Consider the following 13,531-nt stretch of genomic DNA (forward strand, 5'->3'; position numbering starts at 1 on the left):
AAACAGATTCCTCAAAAACAGGTATGATAGTGTCGTTTTTAATCCTGAACTGGGAAAGTCATGGCAAAGTTAACACTCCAAGAGCAAATGCTTAAAGCTGGCTTGGTAAATGAGAAAAAATTAAAGAAGGCGAAGAAGGGCTCTAAAAAGTCTCGCGTTCAGTCTCGTGAAGCAAAAGCGGCAGCAGAAGAAACTAAACTGGCGCAGCAAGCGAAAGACAAAGAGTTAAACCAACAGTTGAAAGAACAGCAGTTGAGCAAAGAAATTAAAGCTCAAGTGAAGCAACTGATTGAGATGAACAAGATCGAACAGAAGAATGGTGAGATCAAATACAACTTCACCGATGGTACGCTAGTTAAATACCTTTACGTAGAAGATCTGACTCAAAAGCAACTAAGTAAAGGCATTCTAAGTATCGCGCGTCAAGGCGAAAGCTATGTTGTTATTCCTACTGCGGTAGCGAACAAGATCGCGATGCGTGACGAAGAATCTATCGTTGATACTCAAGCTTCAAGCTCTGATGAAATAGACGAAGATGACCCGTACAAAGACTTCGTGATCCCCGATGATCTAATGTGGTAATCCGTTTTACCTAGCTCCATTCTAATGGCTAGCTAAGTTTACAGGATCTAAGAATGCAGCGAACAATCACTCGATTGGCGCTGCATTTTTTTTTGGCGCGAAATGACTTCAACAAATCCTGAATAACGCTTAGTGTTCTGACATGCCGTAAACAAGGCTACCATTGGCACTTGCATGCTCGATAAAATCGGTATTAGCGCGCTGTTCGTGTTGGTCATAGCCATCGAAGTAACAGTCGCCAATTTCATTGCGCGGGCAAACGTGAATGTGGTCTTTGATGACCAGTTCGGTAGAACAACATGGGCAATGTCTTATATGTCCAGTGAGTCCCGTAGATCGATTTGGTTTCATACATCCTCCTGATAGGCACTGTAATCTAATTGCCTATTTGCACCCTAAGTTACGCAAATTAGTGTGTCGTTATGATTTCACTTTTAAGTCAGTGAAAAACGATTCAGAGAGTGAATACCTAGGCATCAATGCAGATGTTCGACCGAGAGAATATAAGGCGAATCAAGCCCAGAGCAGACGCAATGGGCTTGGAACAACAAATGAACTATTTCTAATGGGTTTATTGCTGCACAGGGTTAATCACAAGTTGAGCATCTTGATACCCAAGTTGAGCGAGGGTGTCAGGGGCGAAATCAGTCACTATTTTAATATCACCCGCGTAGTAGGTTTCGTGATTGTTGAACGTCGTTGTATCGAATGAATCAACAGAATGCTCAGCGCCGATATCTATCATCCCTGAATATTGAGATTCAGCACTGAATTGACCAGACACGTGAGAATAGAACGGACGGACACTTGCTCCTGCGGCGTACTGCATGCTACTCAAGCCATTGGTGTTGATTGCCCAGCTCCAATCCCACCATTTCATCTCTCCAGGAATATAGCGGTGATCCCATTGGTAACGAATATTGGCTTGATCTTCGCTGGTGGTTCCCATAGTAAAGGTGTGTGAGACAGTCGGGCGGTTTGTTGGATGTGAGCTTAGCGCATTGCCACTATAACGAAGGAAACCTGTGAAGTTCACGTCGTAACTCATGTTGGTTTTGATACGGTATGGGTAAGTGATGGTTGAGCGTAAGAACTCGACTTGAAAAGGCAGCACGGAGTGAGCAGGCACGGTAATGATGGCTTGCAGTTCTGTCGGCTCAAAACGAGTGCCACTGTTGGTATCGGAGAAACGTTGGCCTTCTTCTAGCGCGACTCTTACCTCTGTTTTTCCAACTTGTGGCCAATGAAAGGTCTCATCAATGACGACTGAATCAGCAAGGTCGAAGCGCTGTGTTTTTCTCCATTGGGTGGATTGCTTAAAATGAAGGTCAACGACGATTTGTTTCGGCTGATCAGTCTTGTTAATAGCATAAGCTGTAAGGGTGTTGACCAGCTCTTGGTCAGTTTCTTCTACCGAGCCGTGCCAAAACGCAGTGTTATCGAGTACGTAAGAGAAGTTATCGACAGTGATGGTTGTCTTCTCATTACAACGCTCACCGGTACAGCTTCCATTGTTATTCCCTTTGATCTCCCAACCATGGTTAAGTTGCTCTATTGCCATATCTTGACCGACGTAACGCCCGTTATTGCCGCTAACCCAAGCGTAACCAAGACTATGAGCCAAGTAACTTAGCGGCCTGATAAAGTTCGTGTCGTCATTGACTAAAGCTCGTTGAACTTCAAGGTTACTGTTCTCTTGAATAGCTTGTGCTTCGTAGTATGGCAAGCCCGCTTCTGGTGTATTAGGGTAGCACCAGGTTTTGTCGCTTGGTTGACCTGGTTTAATGAGGCCATGATAGCCGGAGCCCATGATCACCCAATCATGCTGAAGGCCAACAATGTCCCAAACATTCATGCGGGATATCAGGGCTGTTTTATGTTCTTGAGCTTCTGAATTGTTGAGAGCGCGATAGTCGAAACGACAGATATCTTCTCCAAGTTTGTCTAAGACGATTTGGTCTGAGTATATCTTCGCATGAGCAGTAAAGGATATTACCGATAGGGCAGTGCTAAATAGAATGGTTTTACTGACGTTAATCATTAATAAGTTCCTAAATGCCATTATTTGGCTATTTTTATTAGAATCGAGTTATTAGATTTTATTGATATTATTTAAAGCCGAGGGTTACTAGCGGGGTGTACTCTGTCATATAAAACAATACCAAAAATACTGAAATGAATTGAAAATAAATACTTATAATTATCAGTTGGTTATGTTGACTGGCTTGTTGTTTGATAAAGGATTATCTCGATTGTTTTCAATTAGTTTCAACTATCAAAATATTAGGTGGTTGATTGTTGGACATTTATATTTTCGTAGCCTTGCTATTTGGGAAATTGGCTGAGTGATTAGCTAGCAGGAATGGTTGCCGAATGGTAAGAAAAGACGTAAATGAGAATAAGAAACGGTGTTGTGATAGGCAGGATCAAAAAATGCAGCCAACAACCGTTCGATTATTGCTGCATCTTTGTTTTATATGGCTCTAGTTAACTCAATTGAACGTGATTAAGCATCACCTGGCTTTTCGCGTTTGCTGTTCCAACCCATAAAGTTGTAGATATTGTAACGAGCAAAGCCAATCTGTTCATGCAAAGCAAAATCTGTAACCGCAAAGTTGTACCATAATGGCAACCATGAAATTTGAGCGGCCATATAGTCGGCTCTCACTGGAATAACATTCAAGCCGAAGTGGTTGAAGTAGAGCTCGCTACGACGAATATGTAGGCCAGATGAAACCAACACAATGTTGTCGAATTTATGATGCTTCATTAGGTCACTAGTGAGCTGTGCATTCTTCCAAGTGTTTACGCTATTCGGCTCTTGAATGATGTCACCTATTGGAACGCCAAGTCTCAGCAATTGTTGTTGATAAACTTCTGCTTCAGTTACACCGTTATTTTGTGCATCGCCACCACTGATGATCACTTTGCATGTGGTTTGGGTTTTGGCGCAATCTTTATATTGGCTGGCTGTTTCGCTGATTCGGCCAAAAGAGAAAAAGGCTGGCTCGAACTCTTGCGTGCTTTTAATTAATTGCGTTCCCGCACCCAGAAGAACAATAGCGTTATTGTCAGACCATTGGATATCAGGCTTACTTTCGTAATCGGCTTGTAGGTCGTTCAGTAAATAACGAGGAATTAAGCCTGAACCAATCAACACAAATGACGATATAAGAACAAGAGATAAAAACAGAGAGGTTTTTCGCCACTTAAGTAAACGTGTAAAGCCTATGAATAGCAGAAGAAGTAATAATATAATAAAGCTCATGAGGATCCTGTTATCGAACTGGTGCCAAAATGATGTGACATACTGAAGCGGTGCATCATATATCAGTTATGTTAATCGTTCATAGCTAACTCATTGTATTATTGAACAAATGCACGATTTCTTTCTATTAAACACAATCATCGATGAGAGCATTCGAAAAAATCGCTTTATTATTGTTCGATAACCCCACTCTAAATATAGGCATATAAATCAAGAGGGTTATTTAAACCTTATTTCGTGTTATTTAATTTATCTGTTCATCGGCTTCTCATTTTTTCAATTCGTTAGATCTGCTCTCATATTCTTAAACTACCAAATCTTCAAGCTCTTAAATGATCGAGCTCTCAAGTTTTCAAGCTCTCAAGTTTTCGAAGTAATGCTGAACAAATTTAACGAACACTTGGTGTTTCTTTGCCGGATAAATAACTTGCGGATAGAAAAGGTAAATACTGTTGCCTTGTTGCAGACATTCATCAGGCAGCACTTGCTCTAACTCTCCAAGCTCGACCTCTTTCGCAACGTAGTAACTTGCAATACGGATGATGCCACTGCCTGCCATAGCTTGTTGTTTGAGCAAGTGGTTGTCATTGCTTGAAAGCCAACCGGACACATCAATATTTGCCGATTTTAAAGGCCACTCGGTTTGGTGCAGCGTTGCTAAGCATTGATGGTCATTTAAGTCGTTGGCATTGTTGGGGCGGCCAAACTGATCAAGATAGCCAGGAGTCGCGACTAAATCATGCTGATAGCTAATCAAGTGTTTCGCCACCATGTTGTCAGGTGGCGTATTGGTGGCGCGAAACGCGATATCGATATCATCTAGGTTTAGATTAAAGTTGGTGTAGCTACTGTTTATCTCGAAACGGATTTCTGGATATTGCTGCCTAAACTGTTGGCAGATATCGAATAGATATACCTCAGTAAACATCTTTGGCGCAGTAAGGCGTAATAGACCTTTTACGATGTCGTGTTGCTCTGAAACGCTGCGCTCAAGCTGTAAAACTTGCGAACGAATCGTTAAGCCTTGTTGTAACGCGCGTTCGCCTTCTTGGGTTAAACGAACACTGCGCGTGGTTCTGACCAAAAGCGGGCATTGTAAGTCGTTTTCTAAACGTTTGATCTGCTCAGAAAGGTAGCTCTTAGAGATACCGAGCTTTTCGGCTGCCTTGGTAAAGTTGAGTTGCTGAGCAAGTTCTACAAACAGGATCAGTCGTTCAATTCTTTTGTGTTCGTTCATTCGCGCGTTCCTATCAACCTATTGTTCGTCATATCAAACAATCATTTCGTAACTAGCATATTCTGTTTTTTTAAAAGAACAATATGATAGAGGCATATTTCTGGTCAGCAAATCTTCTAAGCGAGAATCGATATGACGAACAGCACTGAATCTACAAACAAAACGAGTGATAAAAAGAGTATCCCATTATCAAACCATCTACCGAATGTTGGGCAAATTGCCTATGGTTGCATGGGCTTAGGTGGTGGATGGAATGATAATCCAGTGAATAGTGCGGATGTTGCTCAAACACGAAACGTAATCGATACAGCATTAGAATCGGGTATTAATTTATTCGACCATGCGGACATCTATACCTTCAGCAAAGCTGAGCAAGCCTTTGGTCAAGCATTACAACAAGCGCCTGATCTGCGTGAACAGATGTTCATTCAATCTAAGTGTGGGATTCGTTTTGAAGGCGGGGGCAATGTTGGTCGTTATGATTTCTCGGCTGATTGGGTAAGCCAATCGGTAGACGGTATTCTCAACCGATTGAATACTGAAAAGCTCGATGTACTGCTATTACATCGTCCTGATCCTTTGATGGAACTTGATGAGCTGGCAAGAGTGTTAGAGAACTTAAAAGCGCAAGGTAAGGTCGATTTCTTTGGTGTGTCGAACATGAACAGCCATCAAGTTCAGTACCTACAATCTGCGCTCGGGCAGCCCATTGTCGCGAATCAAGTTGAGATGAGCTTAGCCAAGCTGGATTGGTTGAACGATGGGGTGATGATTAACTCGCAAGGGCACCATCAATTAGACTTCGCCGCAGGCACCCTTGAACATTGCCAAATGAATAACATCCAACTGCAAGCTTGGGGTTGTTTGGCACAAGGCCGATTTGCTGAGCAAGGTTTGTATTCAGAACATGAAAACGTGAAAAAGACGGCGCACTACGTGGCTCAGTTAGCAAACCAATATGGCGTAGAAAGTGAAGCGATTGTGTTGGCATTTTTGCTTCGTCACCCTGCTCGTATCCAACCTGTTATTGGCACCACAAACCTAGAGCGAATCAAAGCTTCATCGGTAGCGACTCAGATAAGTCTGTCTCGTGAAGAGTGGTACAACTTATACGTGTACTCACGTGGCCAAGCACTGCCATAAGGAATGAGCATGTTGAATCAAAAGATCGCACAACAGTTGGTGTCTAACGCTCTCGATATTGCTGAGCATAATCAACAAGCAATTGCGGTGAGCGTGTGTGATACGCACGGAGAGTTATTGGCGTTTATTCGCATGGATAATGTGAGCTTACAAGCCGGGTTGTTAGCACAGAACAAAGCTTATACGTCTGCAAGAGACAGACAGCCAAGCGGTAACTTAGGCGCTTGGGCGAGAGAAACCGGTAAAGACTTAAGTTACTGGACCGACTCAAAGATCACTGGCTTTAAAGGCGGTGTTCCCATTGAGATAAAGGGGCTGGTGATTGGCGCTATTGGTATCAGCGGATTAAGTGAAGATGACGATGAAGCACTTGCTGAGAAAGTGATTCAACTTGTGCTCTAAGTGCTGTTGCTTGTGAAGCAATGGAAGTTAGAAGTAACAGATAATAAAAAACCGATGCATGTGCATCGGTTTTTTGTTTAACGAGACTCAAGTTATTGAATCAATCGAACTCATTAAGCGTTCGCTTGTTCCAGATCTTGTTGCTTGTCTTTCTTACCCAATAGGCGGCTTGTGATCGTACCGGCTGTCATTGCACCAGATACGTTAAGCGCCGTACGTGCCATATCGATAAGTGGCTCGATAGAGATAAGCAGTGCTGCGATAGTTACAGGAAGACCCATAGCTGGAAGTACGATAAGCGCCGCGAACGTTGCACCGCCACCTACGCCAGCAATACCGAATGAGCTCACTGTGATAATAGCAATCAGAGATAGAATGAAGTTGATGTCCATTGGGTCGATACCAACCGTAGGCGCGACCATGACTGCGAGCATTGCAGGGTAGATACCCGCACAACCATTCTGACCAATCGTCGCCCCGAAAGTTGCAGACAGGTTAGCAATCGCTGGTGGCACATTTAGCTTAGTGATTTGAGCTTCAACGTTCAGTGGAATCGTTGCAGCAGAACTACGCGAAGTGAAAGCGAACGTTAGGACAGGCCAGATTTTTTGGAAGTACTCTTTTGGGTTTACACCAACAAAAGAAACCAACACACCGTGAACAACAAACATCAGGATGATTGCTACGTAAGAAGCAACGATGAAACCCAGCAGGCTTAGGATGTCTGAAGCACTCGATGTTGCGACTACTTTCGCCATTAACGCAGCGATGCCGTATGGCGTGAGTGCCATGATCATCTTAACTAAGCGCATAACGATAGATTGTGCAGCGTCAACGAAAGTACGGATCGGTGATTCTAGCTCTTCTTTCTCAGCCATTACTTTACGAGCAGCAATGCCTGTAAGCACACCGAAGATAACCACCGCGATGATAGACGTAGAGCGAGCACCGGTTAGATCAGCAAACGGGTTAGTTGGAATGAAGCTAATCAGCATTTGTGGAATAGTTAGGTCAGACACGCTTCCCATGCGGCTTTCTAGTGTTGCGATACGAGCTGTTTCACGCGCGCCCTCTGTTAAGCCTTCAGCCGAAAGACCGAATGCCTGAGCCACTGCAATACCAACAATTGCAGAGATCGCTGTTGTTGCCAGTAATACTGAAATAGTGATGCCAGAAATTTTGCCCAGTGAACCGCCTTTCTCAAGCTTCACCACGGCAGCAATCATTGAAACCAATACTAATGGCATGATTACCATTTTAAGTAATCCAACGTAACCACGACCAACGATGTTTACCCAGTCTAGTGTCTCTTTGATGATGGGATTGCCTTCACCAAATAGCAGCTGTAGACCAAGGCCAAATGCACTACCAAAAACTAAACCGAGTAAAACGAGGCGAGAAAGTGTGTTTTCTTTTTTCTGCTGTCCGTAGAGAAAAAAGAGGATACCAGTGAATACCGCTAAGGCAGCGATAGCTGAAAATGACATTTGTTTTCCTTATGAATAACTCTAAATCAATTAGTCACCTAGATGTATAGGTGTCAGTACTGCTGCTAAAATAACGTTCTGTTACAAAACGTAAAATAAGGAAAAGTAATTTATTAGAACGATTAGTAATATCCACTCAATGGTATGGGTGGATATTCAACATTGTGATGAATAGGTGAGCTTTTTAGCGATATTTTGCCAATAAATTGAGCATGTCACTTGACGAGTAAATTTCGGTATTTTTGAAATTATTTTCGAATAATCGGAACAATATTGCCTTCGCGACGTCTTCCGCTTGAATAGGGCGTAGGTTTTTGAACTGACCAAACATAAAGGGAGAGACTAAAGGAAAGATGCTTTGCAGGAGTTTTTCATCGGCTCTTGGTTCATCACGTTCACCAACCAGCGGCCCCGGACGTGCGATGAAAAGCTGCTTGAAGCCAATACGTTTTAAGTTTTGTTCCATTTGCCCTTTGCAACGAAGGTAGTGTGAATAAGAATCTGGCGAAGCTCCATAGCTCGAAACGACGGCAACGCGTTGTACCCCAAGAAACTTCATCGACTGTGCAACCTGGCTAACCAATTCAACATCGACTTTGCGAAGTGCTTCTTTTGATCCTGCCTTTTTCTTAGTCGTACCTAAGCAGATAACGCCAAGTTTAGGCGTCGCATTCGTATCATCCCAACTGGTAACTTGCAGGTCGTTGTTAATAAGGGTGTGGAGCTTGTTGGAGTCAAACTTTGCATTGAGGGATCTGCGGGATAACGCATAGATATTGTCGACCGCGGGTTCATCAATGAGTTGCCTCATCACATGATGACCAATTAGCCCTGTTGCACCAGCCACAACAACCGATGTTTTGTCTCCTGAAATACTCATAGCTATCCTTAACCCTTTGCAAGTGCTTGTTTAATATAAACAGTGTTTGAATTTTAAGCGAATAAAACTTTTGAACAACGAGTGGTCAGTTGCGTGGTTGATAGGATGGAAGTCAAACAATAAGTTAAAACGGGGCTGGTGGTCGAAAATCTAATGTTCAATATTAATGTAGTGCCAGATATAACAAAGCCCGCTGGGCGACGGGCTTTGTTACTTTTCTTGCTTCTTACTAGGTGAAGGATAGTGGGATTTTCCTTACCTTTTTGCTGGTTTTCTTACTTGATTTATTTGGTTTTCTTTTACTTGAGTTTGGAATCATTACACCTCCTAAATCGTTGTTCTGTTTTGTCTTTCAATCGATTGTCTTTCTTTGTGTAGCGTCAGTGTTGTGGGCATTCACTGTATGGGTACTTATCAATGGAGAGATTAACAAGTACTTTAGATAAAGCATAAACGATGCCAAAATGTAAGTTATTGATAAATCTATTATCAGTATTGTAGGTGTTTTAGGGTTCGTCAATTTGATTGTCAATTTGAGAAAAAACCAGTGTGATCTGTTTAAATTAAGAACACTCTCTACGGTTTCTGTTGATTAGGCATAGATACAGCATTGCTTAACACGTAAACTGAGTCGTAATTCACATAGACCAAGGACGTGCTATGAACCTCAAGCTTGATACTCTTGCTCCCACTCAGATTTATCACCTGATGACACAAACCGTTGTTCCTCGCCCTATTGCGTGGGTATTGACGGAATCTTCTGAACAAGAGTACAACCTAGCGCCTTTCTCTTATTTCACGCCTGTTTCCAGTAATCCGCCGCTACTGATGTTATCGGTCGGGAAGAAACCGTCTGGCGAAATCAAAGATACCACTCGTAACGCCCTAGAAACGGGTAAGCTAGTGATTCACATTGCTTCTTCAAGTTCTGCCGAAACAATGACAGCAACAGCTGCTACTCTCGATCATGGTGATTCTGAAGTCACCGCGAATGATATTGAGCTGGTTGAATTTGAAGGCTTTTCTTTACCAAGAGTAAAAGAGTGCGCGGTCGCTTTTGGCTGTACCTTGTACGAAGTAAAAGAAGTTGGAGAGGTGCCACAAAGCCTTATCTTTGCTCAAGTCGAAACCGTGTACATTTCCGAAGATGTGATCGATGAAGAGAGTGAACGTCTTAAGGTTGATGCGTTGGCATTGGACCCACTGTCTCGACTTGGTGGCGGAGAATACGCGACGCTTTCTAATGTGTTCTCAGTTGCTCGCCCAAAATAGCCAATCCTAAATTAACGTACCCAGAATAAGCGTTTTTAAAAACTATGTTAGATACCCAATACTCGCAGTTCATCCAACACCGAATTGACCAAAAAACCAAGCCACTCGGTGCGCTTGGCTTACTAGAAAAAGTCGCACATCAATTGGCATTGATTCAGAGCCAAGGCAAAGAAGCTGCGGTTGAACACATCGAATTGAATAAGCCAAGTATCATCATTTTTGCTGGCGACCATGGCATAGCAGATGAAGGCGTGAGTATTGCTCCAAGTGCCGTCACACAGCAGATGGTGTTGAACTTCTTAAGCGGTGGCGCGGCGATCAATTGCTTCTGTGCGGTGAATAATATCGATATCACGGTAGTCGACACTGGGATATTGTTGCCTGTGGAATCTGACAGTGACATGCTGATATCCCAGCGCTTGGGTACGCGAACCAATAACTTTGCCAATGAAGCGGCAATGAGTTTAGAAACAGTTGAACGTGGAATTGAACTGGGTACAGAGCTTGTATCTAGAACCATTTCGAATGGCACTAATATCATCATGTTTGGTGAAATGGGCATCGGTAATACCAGCAGCGCATCAGCGATCTTAAGTGCATTAGCGAATCGTGCTGCAGCGGAGTGTGTTGGCCTAGGCACTGGCATCAACAATGAACAGCTTGCACGTAAAGTGGCTGTGGTTGAGCAAGGTGTCGCGCGTTGCAAAGGTTTAGAGCTTAAAGAGCTTACAGATCTTAAAGATATTAAAGGGCTTAAAGATATTAAAGAGGTACTAGCACAAGTCGGCGGTTATGAAATCGTTCAAATGGTCGGTGCTTTCCTTGGCGCTTATCAAAACAAAACCCCTGTATTGGTCGATGGTTTTATCGTGTCAGTCGCTGCGTATGCCGCGACTTTAATTGAACCGAGTTGCCGTGACTATATGATCTTCGCACATCGCTCTGAAGAGTCAGGGCACAAAATTCTGTTAGAGCTGCTAGACGCTGAGCCACTGCTCGATCTTGGATTGAGATTAGGTGAGGGCACAGGTGCTGCGCTAGCTATGCCAATTATTCGTGCGGCAGCCGAGTTTTACAACAACATGGCGAGCTTCGAAAGTGCTGGAGTCACGGTTTAATGAGTGATGTACCAGAAAGATCGTTGAAAGATCGAGTTACTTATCAGTGGGAGCTGTTTGCGCTAGCGATGGGTTTCTTTTCTCGCTTGCCAATGCCGAAGAATACGCCCTATTCATCAGAGCGAATGAACCGTTCGGGTCGCTACTTTTCAACGGTTGGTTTGTTACTTGGTGTTCTGTGTGGCGGTGTGTTTTTGCTACTTGATACGGTACTGCCGAGTGCAGTGGCGATTTTCTTGATGATGAGTTTTAGCCTGATGCTCACAGGTGCATTCCATGAAGATGGTTTGACTGATATGGCGGATGGCATTGGTGGCGGCATGACTCTAGAACGTCGTTTGACCATCATGAAAGACAGTCGAATTGGCACTTATGGCGCGTCTGCACTGGTTATGGCTTTGCTTGGCAAGTGGGTGTTGTTGAATGAGCTGGTCAACATGACGGCTCTGTTTATGGTTATCGTGACCAGTTATACCTTTAGCCGCGCGATTGCTGCATCGCTAATTTACGACATGCCTTATGTCAGCGATTTAGATACCAGTAAAAGTAAACCATTGGCCAACAAGCAAACCAAAGGTGAACTTACCTTCTTATTACTTGTAGGCGTGCTGCCTAGCCTGTGGTTTGGTCTTGAATTCGCTTTGGTTTTATCTGTCGTCGCCTATCTGTTCAGAACAGGTTTCAAAAAGTGGTTAATGGCTCGAATTGGTGGCTTTACTGGCGACTGCTTGGGGGCTGCTCAACAGTTAATGGAGTTGCTGACTTACCTTGTATTCATTACTGCATTTTACAATGGCTTTCTATAACGGTTCCCTATGACGAACACCAATCAAACTAATCAAGCAAGACAGCGAAACAGCCATCTGGTATTGGGCGGGGCTCGTTCTGGCAAGTCGAGTTTTGCAGAGCAACAAGCATTATGTGCGCTTGAAGCATGTTCAAATGGACGCCTCAATTATATTGCAACGGCCACTTATTTGGACGACGAAATGCGAGAACGAATCGCGCACCATCAACAACGTCGTGGCGAGCAGTGGATTGAGCATGAAGTACCCGTCGAATTAGCCGTAAAACTGCTGTCTTTTGAGAAAGAAGATGTGGTGTTGATTGATTGCCTAACATTGTGGTTGAACAACATCATCTTTGAACTGGGTGATGATGCAACCAATGAACAGGTTGAAGCCGTGGTTGAAGTATTGGTCAAAAGCGTAGAGCAAAGCCCAGCGCAAATTATCATGGTGTCTAACGAAGTTGGCTTAGGTGTGGTGCCGCTGGGTAAAGTGTCGCGCTTATTTGTAGACAATGCGGGACGCATGAACCAAGCGTTAGCTCGCGTCGTTGAACGCGTTACGCTGGTTGCAGCAGGATTACCACTGAGCTTAAAACCATCTAATCACTTGCTTGATACTCAAGGCTAGGTCGCACACATGGTTAATGGAACAACTAAAAACATCTATTTATTAAGACATGGCAAGGTCGAAGGGGAGGCAGCACTTAACGGATTGTCAGACGTGTTAGTCAACCCTGATCTTCAATATCAGATCTGTGGAGCTCTCGCTAAACAAGACATTATCTTTGATAGTGTGGTTTCCTCGCCACTCAGACGATGTGGTGATCTCGCGAGCTTGTTTGCAGAGCGTATGTCAGTGCCTTTATCTGTTGCACCAGGCTTTCAGGAAATGAACTTCGGTGAAGTAGATGGTGTCCCATTTGATGAGCTTGAAGACAAATGGGGAATGCTAGAAACCTTTTGGCAAGATCCTGCTAATCATCAATTAACTGGCGCAGAAAGTTTACAGGGCTTCCACGACAGAGTAACTCAAGCTTGGTCGCAACTTTTGAATGATCCAAGTGACAACATATTGTTGGTTACTCATGGTGGTGTGATTCGCATATTGTTAGCACACTGCCTTGATATTGATTGGAAAAACCCGAGTTTGTACTCGAAGTTATCGATAGAAAATGCATCGATAACTCATATTCAAATCACTCAGTTTGCGCAGAGCTTTATCAGCGTTAAATCGATAGGGCTACCTGTTCTCTGAGTGTTAAAAATACACGGTTTTAAGAATTAACAATCTATTAGAACTGTAAATGGAAATAGAAATAGAAGTATAAAGCGGCGTTTACAGCCGCTATACC

14 protein-coding genes are annotated in these 13,531 nt (G+C 43.5%); 8 read left to right on the forward strand and 6 right to left on the reverse strand.

Annotated features, from left to right (window positions below):
* Nucleotides 1–60 precede the first annotated feature (60 nt).
* Complete coding sequence (locus NX845_RS02055) at nt 61–582, forward strand: DUF2058 domain-containing protein (protein WP_017091882.1); 522 nt, start codon at nt 61–63, stop codon at nt 580–582.
* A 129-nt stretch (nt 583–711) separates the two neighbouring features.
* Here NX845_RS02055 and NX845_RS02060 read toward each other — a convergent pair whose 3' ends face one another.
* The 4 genes from NX845_RS02060 to NX845_RS02075 all read right to left on the reverse strand — a co-directional run bounded on the left by NX845_RS02060 (nt 712) and on the right by NX845_RS02075 (nt 5,087).
* Nucleotides 712–933, reverse strand: a complete 222-nt coding sequence (locus tag NX845_RS02060; protein ID WP_102427808.1) for a hypothetical protein — start codon at nt 931–933, stop codon at nt 712–714.
* Between the two features lie 220 nt (nt 934–1,153).
* A complete protein-coding gene (locus tag NX845_RS02065) occupies nt 1,154–2,623 on the reverse strand; it encodes an aerolysin family beta-barrel pore-forming toxin (protein ID WP_260256460.1) in 1,470 nt (489 codons plus the stop codon).
* Between the two features lie 465 nt (nt 2,624–3,088).
* Complete coding sequence (locus NX845_RS02070; protein WP_260256461.1) at nt 3,089–3,850, reverse strand: YdcF family protein; 762 nt, start codon at nt 3,848–3,850, stop codon at nt 3,089–3,091.
* 352 nt (nt 3,851–4,202) lie between these two features.
* Complete coding sequence (locus tag NX845_RS02075) at nt 4,203–5,087, reverse strand: LysR family transcriptional regulator (protein ID WP_102511349.1); 885 nt, start codon at nt 5,085–5,087, stop codon at nt 4,203–4,205.
* A gap of 132 nt (nt 5,088–5,219) precedes the next feature.
* Between NX845_RS02075 and NX845_RS02080 the strand changes: the two genes are divergently transcribed.
* Nucleotides 5,220–6,230 (forward strand): aldo/keto reductase family oxidoreductase, encoded by a 1,011-nt coding sequence (locus NX845_RS02080; RefSeq protein WP_260256462.1) that lies wholly within the window; start codon nt 5,220–5,222, stop codon nt 6,228–6,230.
* A 9-nt stretch (nt 6,231–6,239) separates the two neighbouring features.
* Complete coding sequence (locus tag NX845_RS02085) at nt 6,240–6,632, forward strand: heme-binding protein (protein WP_108123426.1); 393 nt, start codon at nt 6,240–6,242, stop codon at nt 6,630–6,632.
* Nucleotides 6,633–6,745: 113 nt separating this feature from the next.
* On the opposite strand, the gene NX845_RS02090 is transcribed toward NX845_RS02085, so the two are convergent.
* Together NX845_RS02090 and NX845_RS02095 are read right to left on the reverse strand one after the other, a co-directional pair.
* Nucleotides 6,746–8,119 (reverse strand): L-cystine transporter, encoded by a 1,374-nt coding sequence (locus NX845_RS02090; RefSeq protein ID WP_108093543.1) that lies wholly within the window; start codon nt 8,117–8,119, stop codon nt 6,746–6,748.
* A 184-nt stretch (nt 8,120–8,303) separates the two neighbouring features.
* Nucleotides 8,304–8,999, reverse strand: a complete 696-nt coding sequence (locus tag NX845_RS02095; RefSeq protein ID WP_260256463.1) for an NAD-dependent epimerase/dehydratase family protein — start codon at nt 8,997–8,999, stop codon at nt 8,304–8,306.
* 660 nt (nt 9,000–9,659) lie between these two features.
* Between NX845_RS02095 and NX845_RS02100 the strand changes: the two genes are divergently transcribed.
* Genes NX845_RS02100 through cobC form a run of 5 tightly spaced genes read left to right on the forward strand, consistent with a single transcriptional unit; the run spans nt 9,660 to nt 13,434 of the window.
* Nucleotides 9,660–10,271 (forward strand): flavin reductase family protein, encoded by a 612-nt coding sequence (locus NX845_RS02100; protein ID WP_048611861.1) that lies wholly within the window; start codon nt 9,660–9,662, stop codon nt 10,269–10,271.
* Between the two features lie 44 nt (nt 10,272–10,315).
* Nucleotides 10,316–11,389, forward strand: a complete 1,074-nt coding sequence (cobT, locus tag NX845_RS02105; protein ID WP_065681943.1) for a nicotinate-nucleotide--dimethylbenzimidazole phosphoribosyltransferase — start codon at nt 10,316–10,318, stop codon at nt 11,387–11,389.
* Complete coding sequence (locus tag NX845_RS02110) at nt 11,389–12,195, forward strand: adenosylcobinamide-GDP ribazoletransferase (protein WP_260256464.1); 807 nt, start codon at nt 11,389–11,391, stop codon at nt 12,193–12,195. The genes cobT and NX845_RS02110 overlap by 1 nt, the downstream gene beginning before the upstream one ends.
* A gap of 9 nt (nt 12,196–12,204) precedes the next feature.
* Complete coding sequence (gene cobU / locus NX845_RS02115) at nt 12,205–12,807, forward strand: bifunctional adenosylcobinamide kinase/adenosylcobinamide-phosphate guanylyltransferase (protein ID WP_065681941.1); 603 nt, start codon at nt 12,205–12,207, stop codon at nt 12,805–12,807.
* 9 nt (nt 12,808–12,816) lie between these two features.
* Entirely contained in the window at nt 12,817–13,434 is a 618-nt protein-coding gene (gene cobC, locus NX845_RS02120) for an alpha-ribazole phosphatase family protein (RefSeq protein WP_065681940.1), read from the forward strand.
* The last annotated feature ends 97 nt before the right edge of the window (nt 13,435–13,531 follow it).

It is taken from the genome of Vibrio sp. NC2, from assembly GCF_025195005.1.
Lineage (GTDB): Bacteria > Pseudomonadota > Gammaproteobacteria > Enterobacterales > Vibrionaceae > Vibrio > Vibrio splendidus.

Bases quoted from the DNA above. Each gene is read 5' to 3' on its own strand.
- NX845_RS02075 (WP_102511349.1), bottom strand. From the start codon at position 5,087: ATGAACGAACACAAAAGAATTGAACGACTGATCCTGTTTGTAGAACTT.
- NX845_RS02095 (WP_260256463.1), bottom strand. From the start codon at position 8,999: ATGAGTATTTCAGGAGACAAAACATCGGTTGTTGTGGCTGGTGCAACA.
- NX845_RS02060 (WP_102427808.1), bottom strand. From the start codon at position 933: ATGAAACCAAATCGATCTACGGGACTCACTGGACATATAAGACATTGC.
- NX845_RS02080 (WP_260256462.1), top strand. From the start codon at position 5,220: ATGACGAACAGCACTGAATCTACAAACAAAACGAGTGATAAAAAGAGT.
- NX845_RS02070 (WP_260256461.1), bottom strand. From the start codon at position 3,850: ATGAGCTTTATTATATTATTACTTCTTCTGCTATTCATAGGCTTTACA.
- cobT (WP_065681943.1), top strand. From the start codon at position 10,316: ATGTTAGATACCCAATACTCGCAGTTCATCCAACACCGAATTGACCAA.
- NX845_RS02085 (WP_108123426.1), top strand. From the start codon at position 6,240: ATGTTGAATCAAAAGATCGCACAACAGTTGGTGTCTAACGCTCTCGAT.
- NX845_RS02090 (WP_108093543.1), bottom strand. From the start codon at position 8,119: ATGTCATTTTCAGCTATCGCTGCCTTAGCGGTATTCACTGGTATCCTC.
- cobC (WP_065681940.1), top strand. From the start codon at position 12,817: ATGGTTAATGGAACAACTAAAAACATCTATTTATTAAGACATGGCAAG.
- NX845_RS02055 (WP_017091882.1), top strand. From the start codon at position 61: ATGGCAAAGTTAACACTCCAAGAGCAAATGCTTAAAGCTGGCTTGGTA.
- cobU (WP_065681941.1), top strand. From the start codon at position 12,205: ATGACGAACACCAATCAAACTAATCAAGCAAGACAGCGAAACAGCCAT.
- NX845_RS02100 (WP_048611861.1), top strand. From the start codon at position 9,660: ATGAACCTCAAGCTTGATACTCTTGCTCCCACTCAGATTTATCACCTG.
- NX845_RS02110 (WP_260256464.1), top strand. From the start codon at position 11,389: ATGAGTGATGTACCAGAAAGATCGTTGAAAGATCGAGTTACTTATCAG.
- NX845_RS02065 (WP_260256460.1), bottom strand. From the start codon at position 2,623: ATGATTAACGTCAGTAAAACCATTCTATTTAGCACTGCCCTATCGGTA.